This is a genomic window from Kitasatospora indigofera, assembly GCF_014655955.1.
Lineage (GTDB): Bacteria > Actinomycetota > Actinomycetes > Streptomycetales > Streptomycetaceae > Kitasatospora > Kitasatospora indigofera.
The window spans coordinates 149601-169052 of sequence record NZ_BNBO01000008.1 but is presented as its reverse complement, the minus strand read 5'-3'; the positions used below and the strand labels follow the sequence as shown (position 1 = coordinate 169052).

Sequence of the window (19452 nt, the reverse complement as noted above, 5' to 3'; positions counted from 1 at the left end):
CGATACCCAGGTGATAACCGCCCGATAGGCGGAGCACAAAGCATGGGAGAACACCTGTCCGGCGCGTCGAGAGAGTGGTTCACCGATGAGCTCAGACGACTTTGACAGCCACCTGCGGAAACTGATGGCGTGGCACTTCGGCGATGCCACCGGATCGCCGTTCTGGCTCGGAAAACGGGCCACCCTCGGCTTCGACCCGGTCAGCGACGTGCAGGGCGCGGCCGATCTGCTGCGGTTCCCCGACATCAGCTCCGAACTGCGCAGCGTCCCGGCCGGGCAGCTGATCCCGCAGGGCCTGGCCGACCGCCCCTTCCGGGTGTACGACTCGGGCGGCACCACCGGCGCTCCCAAGCGGATCGTGGACAGCGGCTACCGGTCGCGGCTGCTGGAGTGGGCGCACGGCCGGCTGGTCGCCCGGGGCGTGCCGGCCACCGGCAACTGGCTGCACCTGGGGCCCAGCGGCCCGCACGTCATCGGCTTCGACGTGTCGCGCTACGCCGCCCTCGGGAACGGCATCTTCTACACCGTCGACCTGGACCCCCGGTGGGTCAAGCGGCTGATCGGCAGCGGCCGGCCGGAGCAGGCCGAGGAGTACGTCCAGCACCTGCTCGACCAGGCCGAAACGATTCTCCGCAGCCAGGACGTGGCCGTCCTGAGCACCACGCCCCCGCTGCTGGAGGCGATCTGCGCCCGCGAGGAGCTGTACGAGCTGGTGCTGGCCAAGGTCCGGGCGATCATCTGGGCCGGCACCTCGATCAGCGCCGAGAGCCTGCGGCTGGTCGAGGAGGTGTTCTTCCCCGGCACCGCCGTGGCCGGCATCTACGGCAACAGCCTGATGGGCGTGGCACCGCAGCGCGAACGGCTGGACGGCGACGAGTACCCCTGCGTCTTCGAGGCGTTCCCGGAGACCACCCTGCTGGAGCTGGTCGACGAGAGCGGCGAGCAGGTCGGCTACGGCGAGCGCGGCCGGGTCCGGCTGCACCTCGTCGCCGAGGAGATGTTCCTGCCGAACATCCTGGAGCGGGACAGCGCCGTCCGGATCGCGCCCACCACCCCCGGCGGGCCGGACGGCCTGGCCGACGTCCAGACCTTCGCCACCATCGACGATGTGGCCGTCATCGAAGGGGTGTACTGATGAGCGTCGTCCGCATCGACCCGGTGACCGGCGGCCGGCCCGTGCCGAGCAGCGACCGCGCCACGCTGCTGGGCGTGACCGGCGAGCCGCTCGCCGACATCGGCCAGGCCCCCCGGCTGCTCGCCCAGGCCGCGCTGAACGAGCTGCGCAGGAACGCCGACGGCGTCCCGCCGGGCGCCGCACTGATCGCCGAGGCGGCCCGGCTGTTCGCGGGCGCCGACCTCGACGGCGAGAGCGTCGACGACTACGTCGGCCGCGTGACGCTGAGCACCGGGCTGACCGCGGCCACCGTGCGGCTGGCGGTCGAGGACCTCGTCAAGGAGATCGTCGCGCTGCCCGAGACCACCGCGGCGGAGCTCCCGGTGACCGACTTCGGCTCCGGCTTCCGCACCCGCTGGGTGCCCCGCGGCCGGGTCTTCGCCGGCGTGATGGCCAGCAACCACCCGGTGCCCAACGCCACCTGGGTGCAGGCGGTCTACCACGGCTACAGCGTGCTGGTCCGGCCCGGCAGCCGCGACCCGTTCACCCCGCGCCGGCTGGTCGCGGCGCTGCTGCGGGCCGGCCTGCCGGCCGACCGCCTGGCGTTCCTGCCCAGCTCCCGCGAGGTCGGGGAGTTCCTGCTGCGCAAGGCCGACCGGGGCATCATCTACGGCGGCCGGCAGGCCGTCGAGACCTGGCAGGGCGACGACAGCATCGCGGTCCGCGGGCCCGGCAGCACCAAGGCCTTCCTGGACGCCGACCTCGACGACACGCTGCTGGACCACCTGGTCACCTCCGCCTCCTTCGACGGCGGGACCCGCTGCACCAACCTCTCCGCGGTGCTCACCACCAGGCCGGTGGCCGAGGTCGCCGACCGGCTGGCCCGCCGGCTGAGCACCCTGCCGGTCCTGCCGGCCGACCACCCGGACGCCTCGCTGCTGGTGCTGGACGCCCACCGCGCGGAGCAGATCCGCCGCCAGACCGCCGAGCTGCGCACCGAGCTGACCGACCACTCGGCCCGCCACGACGCGCACGAGCCGTTCGTCCGGCTGGAGGACGGATCGCTGCTCCCCCGGCCGCTGGTGCTCTCCGCCGACCGGGCCGGCCACCCGGCCGTCGGCACCGAACTGCCCTTCCCCTTCATCGTGGTGGCGCCCTGGACGGAGGCCGACGGGACGGCGCCGCTGCGCGAGTCGCTGGTGCTCAACCTGCTGACCGAGCGGGAGGACCTCGCCGAGCGGGCGCTGCTGGAGCCGACCGTCCGCAAGGTCACCCGGGGGACCGTGCTGCCCTGGACGGCCGTGCCCGGCATCCCGCACGACGACAACTACACCCAGTTCCTGCTGGAGCCGAAGGGCGTCGTGAGCGGCGATATCGATACGAAAGCCGGGCGACACCTCGCGTCGACATGATTCCTGGCGTCAGGCAACCGAGCAACGGACCGAGGAAGGCGTTGTGGGGATGAATCGACGTGACATGGTGAAAGCCACGGTGGGCGTGGCCGCGGCCGCGGCCAGCGGCGTGGTGGCGTTCAACGGCACCGGCGTCGGAGCGCGGGCCGCGGCCGAGGGCTCCGGCCCCGTCGCCGCGGCCGGCCCGGCGGACCATGTCGAGACGTACAAGGGCCGGACGATACGGGTGGCCGCCACGAGCGGCGAGCACACCCCGGTGTTCATCGACGACCGGCCGCTGCATGTGATGAAGCTGGGCGAGAACGCGTACATGAGCTCGCTCTGCCACTACGGCCTGGAGGCCTCGCCGCTGGTCGCGGCCCGCCGCGCGGTCGACGAGCTGCGCGGTGCGCAGCTGCTCGCCGCCAAGGACTCCGGTTCCACCGACCACCACCACGCCGCATGAGCGGGGACGAGCGGGAGAAGCGACGCGTGGGCGTACGCAAGAACCACCTTCACATGAGCCGCGCCGAGAAGCGCCGGTTCGTCAACGCGGTGCTGGAGATCAAGCGCCGCGGCATCTTCGACCAGTTCGTGCAGCTGCACATCCAGATCAACTCCGACGACTACCTGGCGAAGCTGGGCGGCAAGCGGATCGGGCACGTGAACCCGGGCCTGTTCCCCTGGCACCGCCAGTACCTGATGAACTTCGAGCGGGAGCTGCAGAAGGTCGACCCCCGGGTCACCCTGCCGTACTGGGACTGGACCACCGACCAGGGCGCCGACTCCCCGCTGTGGGACGAGGAGTTCATGGGCGGCAACGGCCGGCCCGGCGACAACCGGGTGATGACCGGCCCGTTCGCCCGTGACAACGGGTGGAAGATCAACATCAGCGTGGTCTCCGACGGTTCGGAGCCGGCGCCGGTGAACGGCCACTACACCACGGACGACCGCGACTACCTGGTCCGGGACTTCGGCACGCTCACCCCGAACCTGCCGACCCCCAAGGAGCTCCAGGACACCCTGGACCTCCCGGTCTACGACTCGTTCCCGTGGAACCACACCTCGGGCCGCGAGACGCCGTTCGCCAGCTTCCGCAACCACCTGGAGGGGTACGCCAAGTTCCCCTGGGAGCCGGCCTTCGGCAAGCTGCACGGCGCCGGTCACGTCTGGGTCGGCGGCCACATGATGTACATCGGCTCGCCCAACGACCCGGTGTTCTTCCTGCACCACTGCTTCATCGACAAGCTCTGGTCGGTCTGGCAGCGGCAGCACCCGGACGTCCCGCACTACCTGCCGCTGGAGCCCACCCTGGACGTGCCGGACGTGCACACCAAGCTCCCGCCGTGGAACACCCTGACCCCGGGTGACCTGACCGACCACCGTCGGTTCTACCAGTACGACGACGACTGCGACTGAGCCTGACCACGCCGCCCCGCCCACCCCGGGGCGTGGCGGCCGGTCACGGACGTGCGGGGCGGGACCGGCCTGGTCCCGCCCCGCACCCGTGTGCGCCCGTGCCGGGCGGGCCCGCGCGGGCGTACGCAGACCCGCGACCGGGGCCGGTGCGGCCCGGGGCGCGGGCCCGGCGCGCGGCTCACTCCTCGGTGGTGTCCGGCTCCTCGACGAAGTTCACGCGCTTGAATTGGCGGTTCATCGACTTCACCAGGAACCAGGTGGCGACCGCGAGCGCGGCGAAGACCACGAAGCCCAGCAGGCCGGGGGTCACCTTGGTCTCGTCCAGGGCGAGCCCGGTGGCCAGGTCGGTGAGGTTCACGGGGGTGCTCATCTCTCCATGGTGACCCGGCCCGCTCGGGGCCGGGTCACCGGGGTGGTGCGTGTCGGAGCCGGCCGGTCAGTTGCCCGGCTCGGCGGCCAGGCTGGGGGTGCGCAGACCGGCGAAGAGGTCGTTCTCGGGCAGGTCGGTGTCGATCAGGGAGCGGGACAGCTCGTAGTCCTCGGTCGACCAGACCTCGCGCTGGACGTCCAGCGGGACGCGGAACCACGGCCCGTCCGGGTCGATCTGGGTGGCGTGGGCGATCAGCGCGCGGTCCCGGGTCTCGAACCAGTCCCCGCACTCCACCCGGGTGGTGATCTCGCGCTCCTTGCGGCCGCTCTTCTCCCAGCCCGCGATCCACTCGCCGTACGGCGACTCGTGGCCGTGCTCGGTGAGGTACGCGTGCAGCGCCCGGATCCGGCCCATCGGGAAGCCGTGGTTGTAGTAGAGCTTCAGCGGCTGCCAGGGCTCGCCGGACTCCGGGTAGGCGTCCGGGTCACCGGCCGCGTCGAAGGCGAGCATGGTGATCTTGTGGGTCATGATGTGGTCGGGATGCGGGTAGCCGCCGTTCTCGTCGTAGGTGGTGATCACCTGCGGCTTGAACTCACGGATCAGCCGCACCAGCGGCTCGGCCGCCTCGGCCACGTCCTGCAACGCGAAGCAGCCCTCGGGCAGCGGCGGCAGCGGGTCGCCCTCGGGCAGGCCCGAGTCGACGAAGCCCAGCCAGGCCTGCTTGACCCCGAGGATCTCGCGCGCCGCGTCCATCTCCTTGCGGCGCACCTCGTGGATGTTCTCCTCGACGAACGGGTCCCCCTGGAGCTTGGGGTTGAGGACCGACCCGCGCTCACCGCCGGTGCAGGTGGCAACGAGCACGTCGACCCCTTGCTCGACGTACATGGCCATGGAGGCGGCACCCTTGCTGGACTCGTCGTCCGGGTGGGCGTGCACCGCCATCAGTCGCAACTGCTCAGTCAACGCCTGGTTTCCTTCCACCAATAATCTGGGCCGCCCACCGTCCGGGCCGCGCAGTCTCCGGGGCCGCACCGTCGCGGGACCCACCGCCGACAGGTGCCGGCGCGACGGGCCCCCCGCCCCCGCCGGACCGGCCGCGGGCGTGCCCCTCCTATAGTGACGGACTGGAGGAGCCTTACATTCCCGCACCACCCGGCGGGCTCCTCCGACGAGAGGACTGAGCCAGCATGAGCGTCGGCACCACCACCGGGCAGCCGCCCGCGGGCCGCTACGGCCGTACCGGCGACCGCGAGGCGGACCGCAGGCTGAAGGCGGTCGGCGCCGTCTGCGGCGTGGTGCTGCTGGGGCTGGTCGGCTGGTTCGGCTCCTCGTACCTGCTGCGCGAGACGGCGATGAACGGCCTGGTGCCGGCCTTCCAGGCCGTCTCGGACTCCGAGATGCAGATCCATCTGCAGGTGAGCAAGAGCAAGGGCACCGCCGGGGCGTGCACGGTCCGCTCGCAGGGCGCGGACGGCACGGTGGTCGGCCAGAGCGACTTCCCGGTGCCGGCGGCCGGCAGCGACTACGACGCCGTCCTGACCCTGCGGACCACCGCCCGGGGCACCACCGCCCAGCTGCTCGGCTGTACGCCGGCCAAGTAGGCTCCCGGGGGCCGCCACGCAGCCTGGAAGGCCTTCGGCGAACCGGCCGGCGCTCGTCGGCCGCTCTTCCGGCCCCGTGGCCCGGACTTCTTTGAAACTCACCCGATCGGGCGCATATTCGATCGGGTGAACGGGAATCCGTCCAGCAGCCCCGGTCACCTTCGCGCAACCTTGTGGTCAACAGCGCGTCAATGCCCCTCCCGTCCAGTGACGGAAATTGTTAGGCTCGTGGTTTCGCCCCTTCCGCGCCGGATGGTACGGGAGTGGGCGTTGCTTTGTAGTTAAGACCGATATCACCACCACCACCCGTGCCGACGGCCCTGCACCCCGGCACCGCCCAGTACCTACGAGGAGCACCCGTGACCCAGACCAGCGAAAACGTGACCTGGCTCACTCAGTCCGGCTATGACCAGCTCAAGGCCGAGCTGGAGCACCTGACCGGCCCCTGGCGTGTCGAGATCGCCCAGAAGATCGAGGCGGCGCGCGAAGAGGGTGACCTCAAGGAGAACGCCGGCTACCACGCCGCCAAGGAGGAGCAGGGCAAGGGCGAACTGCGCGTGCGCCAGCTCACCCAGCTCCTGGAGCGCGCCAAGGTCGGCGAGGCCCCCACCGACACCGGCGTGGTGGCCCCCGGCATGGTCGTCACGGTGGCCTTCGACGGCGACCCGGACGACACCATGGTCTTCCTGCTCGGCTCCCGCGAGGCCGCCGGCGACCTGGACATCTACTCGCCGCAGTCCCCGCTCGGCCGCGCCATCGACGGCCGGAAGGTCGGCGACGACGCCACCTACGAGCTGCCCAACGGCAAGAAGGCCTCGGTCCGGATCGTGGAGGTCAAGCCGTACACCGGCTGACACCCCCGGCCCGGCCGGGCGGCGGCTCAGGACGAGCGGCGCCCGGCCGGCAGCGGATCGCACGCGGTACCTGACGAGGGCGGCCGTGGAGGAGACTCCACGGCCGCCCTCGGCGCGTCGGCGGCGGTGCGGTCAGCCGACCGCGGAGCGGTACTTCCGCACGGACAGCCAGGAGAAGACGGCCATGATGATCAGCGACCAGACGACCGAGACCAGCGTCGCGTGCTGCATCGGCCAGACGTCGTCCACTGGCCCGACCTGGTTGCCGAACAGGTCGCGGCAGGCCTGCACGGTTGCGCTGAACGGGTTCCAGTAGGCGATCGGCTGGAGCCAGCCCGGCATGCTGCTGATCGGCACGAACGCGTTCGAGATGAAGGTCAGCGGGAACAGCCAGATCAGGCCGGCCGAGGTGGCCGCCTCCGGGCTGCGCACCGAGAGGCCGATCAGCGCGCCGATCCAGGAGAAGGCGTAGCCGAGCAGGAGCAGCAGCCCGAACGCGCCGAGCGCCTTCAGGAAGCCCTCGTGGATCCGCCAGCCGACCCCGAACGCCACCAGGGCCAGCACCAGCAGCGTGAACGCCGTCTGGACGAGGTCCGCGAGGGTCCGGCCGACCAGGACCGCCGAGCGGGCCATCGGCAGCGACCGGAACCGGTCCACCAGGCCCTTGGTCATGTCCTCCGCGATGCCCGCCGAGGCGCCGGCCACCGCGAAGGTCACGGTCTGGGCGAAGATGCCGGCCATCAGGAACTGGGTGTACGTGTCCGAGCTGGCCTCGGCGCCGGGGATCTGGATCGCCCCGCCCATCACGAACGAGAACAGCAGGACGAACATCACCGGCTGCATCAGGCCGAAGACCACGATCTCCGGGATGCGGGTCATCCGGCGCAGGTTGCGCTTGGCGACCACCCAGGAGTCGTGCATGGTGGCGGCCACGCCGTGCCGCTGCTTGGGAACGGCGCCGCCGATGGCGTGTTCGGTGACCGTCGTCATCTCAGGCGTCCTTCCCGGCCGCGACGGCCTGCTTGTCCCGGCCGGGCCGGCCGGCGTCCGTCCCGCCGCCCGCGCCGCCGCCGTTCTCGGCGTCCTCCGCCGTGGTGGCGTGGCCGGTGAGGGAGAGGAAGACGTCGTCCAGGGTCGGTCTGCGCAGGCCGATGTCGTCGATCTCGATCGAGCGGGTGTCCAGCTCGCGGATCACGTCGGCCAGCACCTTGGCGCCGCCGCTGACCGGCACGGTGATCCTGCGGGTGTTCTTCTCGACCGCCGGGTCGCCCTTGGCGTACGGGGCGAGGGCCGCGAGGGCCTCGCTCACCTGGTCGCGCCGGTGCACGACCACCTCGACCCGCTCGCCGCCGATCTGCGCCTTCAGCTGGTCGGCGGTGCCCCGGGCGATCACCTTGCCGTGGTCGACCACCGCGATGTCGTGGGCGAGGCGGTCGGCCTCCTCCAGGTACTGGGTGGTGAGCAGCAGCGTGGTGCCCTGCTCGACCAGGGTCTCGATGACCTCCCAGAGGGCGAGGCGGTTGCGCGGGTCCAGCCCGGTGGTGGGCTCGTCCAGGAACATCACCGGCGGGCGGACGACCAGCGCGGCCGCGAGGTCGAGCCGGCGGCGCATGCCGCCGGAGTAGGTCTTGGCGGTGCGGTCGGCGGCCTCGGTGAGGTTGAACCACTCCAGCAGCTCCAGCGCGCGGGCCTTCGCGTCCCGGACGCTCATCTGGTAGAGCTCGCCGACCATCTGGAGGTTCTCGCGGCCCGTCAGGTACTCGTCGACGGCCGCGTACTGGCCGGAGAGCCCGATCAGGCTGCGGACCTTGTTGGGGTGCTTGAGCACGTCGACCCCGGCGACCACGGCACTGCCGGAGTCGGGGCGGAGCAGGGTGGTGAGGACGCGGACGGTGGTGGTCTTGCCGGCGCCGTTCGGACCGAGCAGTCCGAGCACCGTGCCCTCGGGGACGTCGAGGCTGACGCCGTCCAGGGCTCGTACGTCACCGAAGGTCTTCACCAGGTTCTCGGCTTGGATGGCTGGCGCCATGGGCCTGCTTCATCTCCTCTGACTGGATGCGCTGAGCGGTGCTGTTCAGGCGTGCTGTTCAGGCGGTGCTGGTCGCTGGGGTCGCGGGACTTGCCGTACTGGGGGCTTTTGCCCCATTTTGTGCCCACATAGGGCTACCCGAGCCACCCCGCCTTCATGCATGCGCTCGCACATGCGATCGGGCATAAACGCGATACATCGCGAGAATGGCAGCTTGCGATATATCGCGTCAAGGTTCAGGGCCCCGCCATCCTGACAGGCACCACTGACAACCGGGTGTCGGGCACATGGAAGGCGGCCGGGGCCCGGCCCGGCCGCGCGGACGGGCCGGGCGGCGCGGCCCGCCGGCCTCAGTGCGAGACCACGTACCCCGCGTCCCGCAGCTCGCTCACCACCAGGGCGCAGTGCTCGGGCCCCTTGGTCTCCAGGTGCAGGTCCACCTCCACCTCGGTCAGCCCCAGGCGCGGGTCGATCCGCACGTGCGCCACGTCCAGGACGTTGGCGTCCACCTGGGTGAGCACCCCGAGCAGGTCCGCCAGCGAGCCGGGCCGGTCGGTCAGCCGCACCCGCAGCGACAGATAGCGGCCGGCCACCGCCAGCCCGTGCCGCAGCACCCGCTGCATCAGCTGCGGGTCGATGTTCCCGCCGGACAGCACCGCCACCACCGGGCCCTCGAAGGAGTCCGGCTGCTCCAGCAGCGCGGCGACCGGGCTGGCCCCGGCCGGTTCCACCACCAGCTTCAGCCGCTCCAGGCTCAGCAGCAGGGCCCGGGAGAGCGAGTCCTCGGAGACGGTGCGGATGCCGTCCGCCAGGGTGTTGATCACCTCGAAGGGGATGTCCCCCGGCCGGCCGACCATGATCCCGTCGGCCATCGTGGCCACGTGCTCCAGCGACATCGGGCGCCCCGCCGCCAGCGAGGGCGGGTAGGCGGCCGCGCCCGCCGCCTGGACGCCGATCACCTTCACGTCCGGCCGCAGCGGCTTGACCGCCGCCGCGATCCCGGCCAGCAGGCCGCCGCCGCCCACCCCGACCAGGATGGTCCGCACCTCGGGGCACTGCTCCAGGATCTCCAGCCCCACGGTGGCCTGGCCGGTGATGACGTCCCAGTGGTCGAAGGGGTGGATGAAGACGGCGCCGGTGGTCTCGGCGTACCGCTGCGCGGCCTGCAGCGCCTCGTCCACGTTCGCGCCGTGCAGGCGGACCTCGGCGCCGTAGTCACGGGTCGCCGCGACCTTCGGCAGCGGGGCCGCCACCGGCATGAACACCGTCGAGCGGACCCCGAGCAGCGAGGCCGCCAGCGCCACCCCCTGCGCGTGGTTGCCCGCACTCGCCGCCACCACCCCGCCCGCGCGCTGCACCGGCGACAGCCCGGCGATCCGGACGTACGCGCCGCGCAGCTTGAACGACCCGGTGCGCTGCAGGTTCTCGCACTTCAGCCGGACGGGGGCGCCGACCAGCCCCGAGAGGTACCGGCTGCCCTCCATCGTGGTGACCCGGGCGACCCCGGCGAGCATCTTCTGGGCGCCGCGGACATCGTCGATGGTGATCGGCCAGCTCTGCATGCCGCCAGCGTACGGCCGCGCGCGGCCGCCGTCGGGGACGCACGCACGGTTCCCGGCACGGGCCCGCCCGCGTACGCTGCTGGTCCCGAGACCGACCGGCGCCTGGTGGGCGGACGGAGGAGCGGCGTGCGCGCCGCACCCGCAGCGCGTCCCAGCCGGCCCACCGCGCACCGGCCGGCCCGGGCCTCCCTCACCGCACACCGATCGTGAGCCGCGATGACGACGACCTCGCCCAGGGCCACCACCCGTACCGACCCCGTGCACACCCAACTGCAGTACCAGGTGGCGGTCTTCGCCCGCCGACTGGAACAGGTCCGGACCTCCGACGGGGTCGGGGCGCTGGACCGCGCCGCCTATCTGCTGCTCGACCGCCTGGAGCGGCACGGGCCGGCCAACATCAAGACCCTGGCCGACTGCCTGGGCATCGACTCGTCGACGGTCACCAGACAGGTCGCCCCGCTGGTCGGGGCCGCCCTGGTCGGCCGGGTACGGGACCCGGCCGACCGGCGGGCCGTACGGCTCGCCCTGACGCCGCTCGGCGCCGAACGGCTGGCCGAAGTCCGCTCGGGACGCGAGGAGTTGATCCGCCGTCTGCTGGACGGCTGGCCGGCCGAGGAGCAGCGGGCGTTCTGCGCCCTGCTGGCCCGCTTCAACGGCAGCCTGGAGTCGTACGCGGCCGGAGCGGAGACCGTCCCGGACGGGCCGTGAGAGGCCCCCGCCCGGGCGGGCGGGGGCGGCTTCACGGGCCGTCCGGGACGTGTCCGGCCCCGGTGACGGGGGCCGGTGTCCGGCCCCGCCCGGGAGCGGCCCGGCGGCCGGGCGCCTGCCGGCCGGGTGTCCGCCGGCGTGTGCCCTACTGGCCGAGCGCCTGCTGGAGGTCGGCCAGCAGGTCGTCGACCGACTCGATGCCGACCGAGACCCGGACCAGGTCCGAGGGCACCTCCAGGGCCGAACCGGCCACCGAGGCGTGGGTCATCCGGCCCGGGTGCTCGATCAGCGACTCGACGCCGCCCAGCGACTCGCCGAGGGTGAACAGCTGCGCGCGGTTGCAGACGTCGACGGCGGCCTGCTCGCCGTCCTTGAGCCGGAACGACACCATGCCGCCGAAGGCCTTCATCTGCTTGGCGGCGATGTCGTGGCCCGGGTGCTCGGCCAGGCCCGGGTACAGCACGTGGCTGACCTTCGGGTGCCGGGTCAGCAGCTCGGCGATCTTCTCGGCGTTGGAGCTGTGCCGGTCCATCCGGACCCCGAGGGTCTTGATGCCCCGCAGCACCAGCCAGGAGTCGAACGGGCCGGCCACCGCGCCCATCGCGTTCTGGTGGTAGGCGATCTCCTCGCCCAACCCGGCCTCGGCCGCCACCAGCGCGCCGCCGACCACGTCCGAGTGGCCGCCCATGTACTTGGTGGTGGAGTGCACGACGACGTCCGCGCCGAGCGCGATCGGCTGCTGCAGGTACGGGCTGGCGAAGGTGTTGTCCACCACCAGCAGCGCGCCCGCGGCGTGCGCGATCTCGGCGAGCGCCGCGAGGTCGGTGATGCCCAGCAGCGGGTTGGACGGGGTCTCCACCCAGACCGCGCGGGTGTTGGGGCGCAGCGCGTCCCGGACGGTCGACAGGTCCTGGGTGTTGGCCACCGAGAACTCGACGCCCCAGCGGGTCAGCACCTTGGCGAACAGCCGGAAGGTGCCGCCGTAGGCGTCGTTCGGGATGACGATGTGGTCGCCCGGCTTGAGGACGGTGCGCAGCAGGGTGTCCTCGGCGGCGAGGCCGGAGGCGAAGGCCAGCCCTCGGCTGCCCCCCTCCAGCGCGGCGAGGCACTCCTCCAGCGCGGTGCGGGTCGGGTTGGCGGATCGGCTGTACTCGTACCCGCCCCGGAGGCCGCCCACCCCGTCCTGCTTGTAGGTGGACACCTGGTAGATCGGCGTGACGACGGCCCCGGTCTGGGGGTCTGCTTCCTGACCCGCGTGGATGGCGAGGGTCTCGAAGCCGTGGGGAAGCTGGTGCTCGGTCATAGCACCGAGGGTAGTGGGCGAATGGTGCGAAGTCCGGTCGGAACGGGGGCCCGGCGCCGGCCTCGGTCGCGGACCGGCGCGCTCCGCGCCGGCCGCGCGCCCGCCGGGCGGCGGACGCGCGGCGGACCGCTCGCGGGGACGGCCGGAATCCGCCGGGCCGGCCGGGCGTTGCAAGCACTGCAACCCGTCCCTCGACAGCTGGAGCAGGCCGTGCTGTTCAACCGCCACAAGACCGAGCTCGTCTCCGCCGAGCAGGCGCTGCCCGGCCGGGCGGCCGCGCCGTTCACCCTCACCCAGCCGCACACCGTCCTCGGCAACCCGCTCACCGGCCCCTACCCGGCCGGCCTGGAGGTCGCCGACTTCGGCCTGGGCTGTTTCTGGGGCGCCGAGCGCACCTTCTGGAAGCTTCCCGGCGTCTGGACGACCCTGGTCGGCTACCAGGGCGGCCACACCGAGAACCCGACGTACGAGGAGGTGTGCAGCGGGCGGACGGGCCACACCGAGGCCGTCCGGGTGGTCCACGACCCCGCCGTCCTCCCCTACGAGACGCTGCTGAAGACCTTCTGGGAGGCCCACGACCCGACCCAGGGCAACCGTCAGGGCAACGACGTGGGCACCCAGTACCGCTCGGCCGTCTACACCCACTCCCCCGCCCAGGCGGCCGCCGCCGAGGCCACCCGGGAGGCCTTCCAGCCCGCCCTGTCCGCCATCGGCCTGGGCCCGATCACCACCGAGATCGCCCCGGCCGGCCCGTTCTACCCGGCGGAGCCGTACCACCAGCAGTACCTCTCCGACGCCAAGAACCCGAACGGCTACTGCGGCCTGGGCGGCACCGGCGCGAGCTGCCCGATCGGGGTGGCCCGCACGGACGGCTGAGCCGTCCGGCCCGCCGGCCCAGGAGTCCGTACCGGGCGACGCCGTGCGACGGCGTCGCCCGGTACGGCTCCACCGGTCCGCCGCCGGAGCCCACCGGCCGGACCGCCGGCGAGGTCGCCCACGCGGCCCACGCGGTGTCCGGCTTCGCCGTGCCCGGGATCCACCGGCTGCCGGCCGGGCCGCGGTGACAGCCCCCGCCAGCGGGCGCAGACTGAAATGACCAGCAGGGCGGTCCCGGAGACCGCCGGACGGACGCGGTCACCCGCCCTCGGCAGAGGAGCAGCCATGTCCGGACTGATCCGTATGAGCCTCGACTCCCCCGAGGAGGTCCGTCCCTTCGAAGGGGGCATGGGACACGTGGCCCTGGTCAACCTCGAAGCCGGCGCGGTGGGGCGCGGGGTCTTCGAGCCCGGGTGGCGGTGGACCAAGCACATCAAGCCGCTCGCCGGGACGGACACCTGTCAGGCCTCGCACATGGGCTACGTCGTCTCCGGCCGGATGAAGATCGTCATGGACGACGGCGAGGAGGCCGAGTTCGGCCCCGGCGACGTGATGGTCTGCCCGCCCGGCCATGACGCCTGGGTGCTCGGGGACGAAGCCTGCGTCGTGCTGGACTGGCAGGGGTTCGCCGACTACGCCAAGCGCTGAGTCCGCCCCGTACGCCTCGCCGCCGGGCTCGGTGCGGGGCCGGGCGTCGGGCCGGGCCCGGCTCAGCCCCGCCGGACCTCGTGCAGGAAGCAGCCGAACTCCACGGCCCGCACGTGCACCAGCGCGACCTCCGGGTCGGCCAGCAGCTCCCGGGCCGCGGCCTCGGCGGTGTCGGGGGTGACGACCGTGCCGCCCAGGATGTGGCCCCGGCGGTCGTAGGCGCGCAGTACCCGCTCGGAGCCGTGGAAGCCCGCCGGCCAGGCGGGGCCCGCGCCCGGGCAGGCCTCGGCGTGCACGAAGACCGGGCCGACCTCGTCGTAGGGGCCCGGTTCGGCCCCGGTCTCCCCGGCCCAGCGCCGGAGCGGCGCGTAGCTGAGCAGGGCGATCCGCTCACCGGGCCTGGCCCGGGTGAGGCAGCAGCGCAGCGGGGCGCCGCCGTCCTCGTCCACCGAGAGGACGGGCGGGCGCCCCGCGTCGTCGCGGGCGCGCAGCTGCGCGAGCACCGCCGGATCGATCGGCCCGACCCGCAGGGCAGTTGTCGTTGTCATGCCTGCCAGCCTGCGGGATCCGGGCCCGGGTCACCGGCGGGATTCGGTCATCGCGTTCGCAGGCCGGCGATCAGCCAGTCGAAGGCGGGGCCGAGGCCGGGCGGGACGGGGTTGCCGTTGACGATCGCGATCAGGTGCCAGTACCGCTCGGTGCGCGGGTCGTTGCCGGTCTCCAGCCGCTCCAGCAGCCAGGCCCGGAACTGCGGCCCGTCGGTACGGGCGAACAGATCGGCGAAGGCCTCCGCCAGCTCGTCGACGACCGGCCGGGCGGCGGCGGAGTCGGGCGCGATGCCCGCCTCCCGGGCCTCGGCGGTCCGCGCCAGGACGGTCGTCACCAGCCTCCCGTCCTCGTCGGTGCCGGTGCGGGCCCCCTCCGCGCGCTCCCGGGCCTGGTAGGCGGCCATCCGCCGGACACTGGCGCGGAAATCCTCGTCCTGGACGAGTTCCCCGAGTTCGAGCCAGGCGTCGGCCTGCTCGGCGGTGGGGTCCTCGGGGAGCTCCGGCAGGGTGGCGCGCATCTTGGCGACGAATTCCGGTCCCGCGTCGAGCCCGTCGAAGGCCTGGTCGACGAAGTCCTGGACCAGTCGGCGGCGTTCCCGGTCGGAGAGCTTGGCGATCTTGTTCATGAGTTCCAACTCCTCTGGACTGGACCCGCGTCCGGCCACCGCTCGCAGGACGGCCCGGCGCAGCCGCAGGGTGCGGATCTGCGCGTCCAGGGCCTCCACGTGCACGGCGGCGACCTCGGCGACGGTGGTCTCGCTGGCCAGCAGGCGCTGGACGGTGGCGAGGTCGACACCGAGGTCGCGCAAGGTCCGGACGAGGTCCAGCCGGGCCCGCGCGTCGTGGTCGTAGAGCCGGTAGCCGGCGGGTGTGCGGTCGGTCGGCGGCACCACGCCCTCGTCGGACCAGAACCGGATGGTCCTGACCGGCAGCCCGGTCAGGGCGGCCAGTTCGCCGATGGTGTGCAGGGTGTCGCCGTCCATGTCCGCCACCTTGGGCCTTCCAGTCGCTGGAGACTCAAGTCTGGGGCGGGAACGGCCCCAGGAGGGGGGAACCGGTCAGACCGCGCTGCCGGCCTTCCAGGCCGCCCAGGTCATGTTCCAGCCGTTCAGGCCGTTGGACGGCTCGACCGTCTTGTCGCCGGAGTTCACGACCTCGACCACGTCGCCGACGATCGAGCTCTTGTAGAACTTGTAGCCGTTGGTGGACGGGTCCTCGCCGCCCTTGGCGTCCTGGAGGCCGACGCAGCCGTGGCTGGTGTTCTGGCTGCCGAAGATCGCGGCGGGGGACCAGTAGTTGCCGTGGATGAAGGTGCCCGAGGTGGTGAGGCGCTGGGCGTGCGGCACGTCGGGGATGTTGTACTCGTCGCCGAGGCCGACCGTGGTGGAGTCCATCTTGGTCTGCTGGAACTGCTCGGATATGACCATCTTGCCGCCCCAGGTCTTGTGCTCCGGGGAGCCGCCCGAGATCGGGTAGGTGGCGCTGACCTGCCCGTCGGTGGTGACGGTGAGGGTCTTGGCGGCGAGGTCGACGACGCTGGTCTGGCTGCGGCCGACGGTGAAGCGGACGTCCTTGGACTGGGTGCCGTAGTAGCCCTTGGCGCCCTCGACGTCCTTGAGGCGGAGCTTGAGGGTGACCTTGGTGCCGGCCGCCCAGTAGTCCTCGGGCCGGAAGTCGAGGCGGGTGCTGGAGAACCAGTGCCCGACTATCTCGACGCCCGGCTGGGCCGTCACGGTTATCGCGCGCTGGACGGCCTCGCGGTCGGTGATCGGCTTGTTGAAGTTGATCGAGACCGGCATCCCGACGCCGACCACGGAGCCGTTCTCGGGGGTGAAGTAGCCCACGAAGGTGTTGGCGGGGGTGGTCGTGGTGAAGGTGGTGTTGACGTCCGACTCCAGCCCGTCGGCGTCGGTGGCGGCGGCCGCGACGGTGTACCTGGTGCCGCTGGTCAGCGTGCCGGTGGAGGTCCAGCTGGCCGAGTCGGCGGCGAGCCTGCCCTCGACGGCCTGGCCGGTGGAGTCGGCGAGCCGGACGGAGCTGAGGGTGCCGGCCGCGACGGTGACCTTGACCGGCTGGGTGAAGCTGGCGTTGGCGGCCTCGTCGGCGGGCAGCACGGTGATCTTCGCGACGGAGGTCTTCGGCGAGTTGCTCGCGCTGCCGGTGGCGCTCGCGCCGCCGCCGGTGGCCCCGCCGGTCCCGGCCGCGCCGGTGCCCGTACCGGCCGTGCCGGTGCCCTTGGTGTCGTTGCAGGCGGCGATCAGCAGGACCGGTGCCCCGAGCAGCCCGGCGAGCACTCCGCGGCGGGTCCAGGTGCCTTCGGTGTTGCCTTCGGTGGGCCGGTTTCGTCGCTCGCGTGCCGTCACGTCGTCGTCTCCCTGCTGCTCACCTTCGGGGCATTACGGATAGAAAGAGGCGTTCTGTCCCTCCGCGGTTGCACCGCCAACGGGAAGAGATCGTATGAGAACACTTATCTTCATGCCAAACATGGACAAACCGCCCGACCTGTGCAGTCACAGGCCGGGCGGTCGTCACAGCAGCTCAGCGGGTTTTCCGCTCAGCGGAAGGTGTCCGGAGTCACTCCGCGGACGCGGACTCGTCCACCGTGTACTCGTCCCAGCCCTCCCCCTCCGGGTCGAACTCGGTCTGCGCGGACTCCCAGGTGGCCGAGGCGAGCTCGACCCCGGGGACGTCGCCGAGCAGCGCGACCGGGTCGATGAAGTGGGCGAGCGAACCCGACGGGTCCACCTCGATGGCCTCGACGGACTGCGTGCGCTCCTCGTCGTCGAGGTACTCGTCGTTCTCCACCTGGGCCAGGGCGGCGGTCTTCAGGGCCTGCTCATCGGTGATCTCCGCGATGAGCTCGATGCTGAGCCGGACGTAGCGCGGGGCGTCCTGGCCGGTCAGTTCAGTGCTGGTCATGCGTGCGAGGTTACGGGAACACACGACCGCGCGGGCGCGGGCGCGGCACCCGTCCGGGAACACGGGAAGGCCGGCCCCTCCGAAGAGGGACCGGCCGTCTCGCCTCCGCCGGGGCTCCCCCACCCGGGAGCCGCGGAGACGCGCCTTTCGGCGCGGTTGGGTGCCGTGGGAGCCGCCGCACCCTGTTGATCCGGCAGTACCGGACAGGGGCGGGACGACGGCGTCCCCCACGGGCAGACACGGCGGGCCGGGTCAGGGCCGACCGACGTGTCCCAGATGACCGCGGTTGCCGGGGAGCCGCTCCCGGCGGTTGCTGTCATCTCGCTTCGGCATCTTGCCGTTGACCAATACGATGCACGACCGTTGTTAACCGGATGCTGCGTGCAGGTGACGCCGGTGTACCACTTCACGGGGTGGACGAAGTTTCACGGTCCGGACAGACCGCCGCCCCTGATCCCGGATCAGCGGCCGCGGGGGCCGGCCGACCGGGAGCAGGGGCGGGGCGGGGCCGGGCCGCCGGCGGCCGGGCCCCGCGCACGGGGGCGGGGCCCGGCGCGTAGCGGGTCGGCTCGGCGCGCGGCGGCGGGGCCGGCGTCGGGCGCCCCGGCTCAGTGCGCGGCGGCCGGGCTCAGTGCGCGGTGCGGCTGGTGAGGAAGCCCAGCAGGTCCTGGCGGGTGACGATGCCCTGCGGCTTGCCCTCCACCAGCACCACGGCCGCGTCGGCCTTCTCCAGCACCGTCATCAGGCTGGTCACCGTCTCGCCCGAGCCGACCACCGGCAGCGGCTTGGACATGACCTTCTCCAGCTTGTCGCCGAGGTCGATCTCCTTCGCGAAGAGGCCCTCCAGCAGGAGCTTCTCCGCCACCGAGCCGATCACCTCGCCCGCCATGATGTCCGGGTGCCCGGCGCCCGGGGAGACCACCGGCATCTGCGAGACGCCGTACTCCTGCAGCACCCGGACGGCCTCGGCGACCGTCTCGCTGGGGTGCATGTGGACGAACTGCGGGATGCCCTCGTGCTCGATGGCGTCCTTGCGGCCCAGCACCTCGCCGATGGAGGCCTCGTCGGTGGCGGACGGCAGGAAGCCGTAGTCGGCCATCCAGTCGTCGTTGAAGATCTTGGAGAGGTAGCCGCGGCCGCCGTCCGGCAGCAGCACCACGACCACGTCGTCCGGGCCGAGCCCGCGGGCGACCTCCAGCGCGGCCACCACGGCCATCCCGCAGGAGCCGCCGACCAGCAGGCCCTCCTCCTTGGCGAGGCGGCGGGTCATCTGGAACGAGTCCTTGTCGGAGACGGCCACGATCCCGTCGGCGACGCTGCGGTCGTAGGCGGTCGGCCAGAAGTCCTCGCCGACGCCCTCGACCAGGTACGGCCGGCCGGTGCCGCCGGAGTAGACCGAACCCTCCGGGTCGGCGCCGATCACCTTGACCTTGCCGCCGGACGCCTCCTTCAGGTAGTTGCCGGTGCCGGAGATGGTGCCGCCGGTGCCGACGCCCGCCACGAAGTGGGTGATCTTCCCGTCGGTCTGCTCCCACAGCTCGGGGCCGGTGGAGTAGTAGTGCGAGGCCGGGTTGTCCGGGTTGGAGTACTGGTCCGGCTTCCAGGCGTTCGGGGTCTCCCGGACCAGGCGGTCGGAGACGTTGTAGTACGAGTCCGGGTGCTCCGGCGCGACAGCGGTCGGGCAGACCACGACCTCGGCGCCGTACGCGCGGAGGGTGTTGATCTTGTCGGTGGAGACCTTGTCCGGACAGACGAAGATGCAGTGGTAGCCCTTCTGCTGCGCCACGATCGCCAGACCCACACCGGTGTTGCCGGAGGTCGGCTCGACGATCGTCCCGCCGGGCTTGAGCGCGCCGGAGGCCTCGGCGGCCTCGATCATGCGCATCGCGATCCGGTCCTTGACCGAACCGCCGGGGTTGAAGTACTCGACCTTCGCCAGCACCGTCGCGCTGATCCCGTCGGTGACCTTGTTCAGCTTGACCAGCGGCGTGTTGCCGACCAGGTCGATGATCGAGTTGTGGTACCGCACGGGGGTCCTCCCGGTCTGTGGCCCTGCAGGTTTTCGGTACTTCAAAGACTATGGCCACGGATGGCCCACGCTCACCGGTAG

The 19452-nt window shown here is 72.2% G+C and carries 20 protein-coding genes; 9 read left to right on the top strand and 11 right to left on the bottom strand.

Annotated elements, in window-relative coordinates; all coding sequences use genetic code 11:
* The first annotated feature begins 85 nt into the window (after positions 1-85).
* The 4 genes from IE329_RS10800 to IE329_RS10785 are packed head-to-tail and all read left to right on the top strand — an operon-like array spanning position 86 to position 3924.
* Positions 86-1135: a phenylacetate--CoA ligase family protein gene (locus tag IE329_RS10800; RefSeq protein ID WP_229927339.1), complete on the top strand. Its 1050-nt coding sequence runs from the start codon at positions 86-88 to the stop codon at positions 1133-1135.
* Positions 1135-2526, top strand: a complete 1392-nt coding sequence (locus tag IE329_RS10795) for an aldehyde dehydrogenase family protein (RefSeq protein ID WP_190210628.1) — start codon at positions 1135-1137, stop codon at positions 2524-2526. The genes IE329_RS10800 and IE329_RS10795 overlap by 1 nt, the downstream gene beginning before the upstream one ends.
* A gap of 49 nt (positions 2527-2575) precedes the next feature.
* Positions 2576-2971 (top strand): tyrosinase cofactor, encoded by a 396-nt coding sequence (locus IE329_RS10790; protein WP_229927338.1) that lies wholly within the window; start codon positions 2576-2578, stop codon positions 2969-2971.
* A gap of 26 nt (positions 2972-2997) precedes the next feature.
* Complete coding sequence (locus tag IE329_RS10785; RefSeq protein ID WP_229927337.1) at positions 2998-3924, top strand: tyrosinase family protein; 927 nt, start codon at positions 2998-3000, stop codon at positions 3922-3924.
* A 178-nt stretch (positions 3925-4102) separates the two neighbouring features.
* Here the strand turns inward: IE329_RS10785 and IE329_RS10780 are convergent, their stop codons facing one another.
* Positions 4103-4294, bottom strand: coding sequence for a hypothetical protein (locus IE329_RS10780; RefSeq protein ID WP_190210625.1), 192 nt, complete (start codon positions 4292-4294; stop codon positions 4103-4105).
* A 66-nt stretch (positions 4295-4360) separates the two neighbouring features.
* Positions 4361-5257, bottom strand: coding sequence for a mycothiol conjugate amidase Mca (gene mca / locus IE329_RS10775; RefSeq protein ID WP_190210624.1), 897 nt, complete (start codon positions 5255-5257; stop codon positions 4361-4363).
* A 224-nt stretch (positions 5258-5481) separates the two neighbouring features.
* On the opposite strand from mca, the gene IE329_RS10770 reads away from it, so the two are divergent.
* Entirely contained in the window at positions 5482-5895 is a 414-nt protein-coding gene (locus tag IE329_RS10770; RefSeq protein ID WP_190210623.1) for a DUF4307 domain-containing protein, read from the top strand.
* Positions 5896-6254: 359 nt separating this feature from the next.
* Positions 6255-6749, top strand: coding sequence for a transcription elongation factor GreA (gene greA / locus IE329_RS10765; protein ID WP_190210622.1), 495 nt, complete (start codon positions 6255-6257; stop codon positions 6747-6749).
* A 132-nt stretch (positions 6750-6881) separates the two neighbouring features.
* On the opposite strand, the gene IE329_RS10760 is transcribed toward greA, so the two are convergent.
* The 3 genes from IE329_RS10760 to ilvA form a co-directional block, all read right to left on the bottom strand.
* Positions 6882-7739: an ABC transporter permease gene (locus tag IE329_RS10760; protein WP_190210621.1), complete on the bottom strand. Its 858-nt coding sequence runs from the start codon at positions 7737-7739 to the stop codon at positions 6882-6884.
* 1 nt (position 7740) lies between these two features.
* Entirely contained in the window at positions 7741-8778 is a 1038-nt protein-coding gene (locus IE329_RS10755; RefSeq protein WP_190210620.1) for an ATP-binding cassette domain-containing protein, read from the bottom strand.
* 350 nt (positions 8779-9128) lie between these two features.
* On the bottom strand, positions 9129-10340 hold the full coding sequence (ilvA, locus tag IE329_RS10750) for a threonine ammonia-lyase (RefSeq protein WP_190210619.1): 1212 nt from the start codon (positions 10338-10340) through the stop codon (positions 9129-9131).
* Positions 10341-10556: 216 nt separating this feature from the next.
* On the opposite strand from ilvA, the gene IE329_RS10745 reads away from it, so the two are divergent.
* Entirely contained in the window at positions 10557-11048 is a 492-nt protein-coding gene (locus tag IE329_RS10745) for a MarR family winged helix-turn-helix transcriptional regulator (protein WP_190210618.1), read from the top strand.
* A 145-nt stretch (positions 11049-11193) separates the two neighbouring features.
* Here the strand turns inward: IE329_RS10745 and IE329_RS10740 are convergent, their stop codons facing one another.
* Positions 11194-12351, bottom strand: coding sequence for a cystathionine gamma-synthase (locus IE329_RS10740; RefSeq protein WP_190210617.1), 1158 nt, complete (start codon positions 12349-12351; stop codon positions 11194-11196).
* Between the two features lie 210 nt (positions 12352-12561).
* On the opposite strand from IE329_RS10740, the gene msrA reads away from it, so the two are divergent.
* Together msrA and IE329_RS10730 are read left to right on the top strand one after the other, a co-directional pair.
* Entirely contained in the window at positions 12562-13227 is a 666-nt protein-coding gene (gene msrA / locus IE329_RS10735; RefSeq protein WP_190210616.1) for a peptide-methionine (S)-S-oxide reductase MsrA, read from the top strand.
* A gap of 285 nt (positions 13228-13512) precedes the next feature.
* A complete protein-coding gene (locus tag IE329_RS10730) occupies positions 13513-13875 on the top strand; it encodes a cupin domain-containing protein (protein ID WP_190210615.1) in 363 nt (120 codons plus the stop codon).
* Positions 13876-13937: 62 nt separating this feature from the next.
* Here IE329_RS10730 and IE329_RS10725 read toward each other — a convergent pair whose 3' ends face one another.
* From IE329_RS10725 to IE329_RS10705, 5 genes are all read right to left on the bottom strand, one after another.
* Entirely contained in the window at positions 13938-14423 is a 486-nt protein-coding gene (locus tag IE329_RS10725; RefSeq protein ID WP_190210614.1) for a DUF1203 domain-containing protein, read from the bottom strand.
* Positions 14424-14470: 47 nt separating this feature from the next.
* Entirely contained in the window at positions 14471-15406 is a 936-nt protein-coding gene (locus IE329_RS10720) for a helix-turn-helix domain-containing protein (protein WP_190210613.1), read from the bottom strand.
* Positions 15407-15481: 75 nt separating this feature from the next.
* Positions 15482-16786, bottom strand: a complete 1305-nt coding sequence (locus IE329_RS10715) for a L,D-transpeptidase (protein WP_229927336.1) — start codon at positions 16784-16786, stop codon at positions 15482-15484.
* A 211-nt stretch (positions 16787-16997) separates the two neighbouring features.
* On the bottom strand, positions 16998-17342 hold the full coding sequence (locus IE329_RS10710; RefSeq protein WP_190210612.1) for a hypothetical protein: 345 nt from the start codon (positions 17340-17342) through the stop codon (positions 16998-17000).
* A 628-nt stretch (positions 17343-17970) separates the two neighbouring features.
* Positions 17971-19371, bottom strand: a complete 1401-nt coding sequence (locus tag IE329_RS10705) for a cystathionine beta-synthase (protein WP_073925162.1) — start codon at positions 19369-19371, stop codon at positions 17971-17973.
* Between the last annotated feature and the right edge of the window lie 81 nt (positions 19372-19452).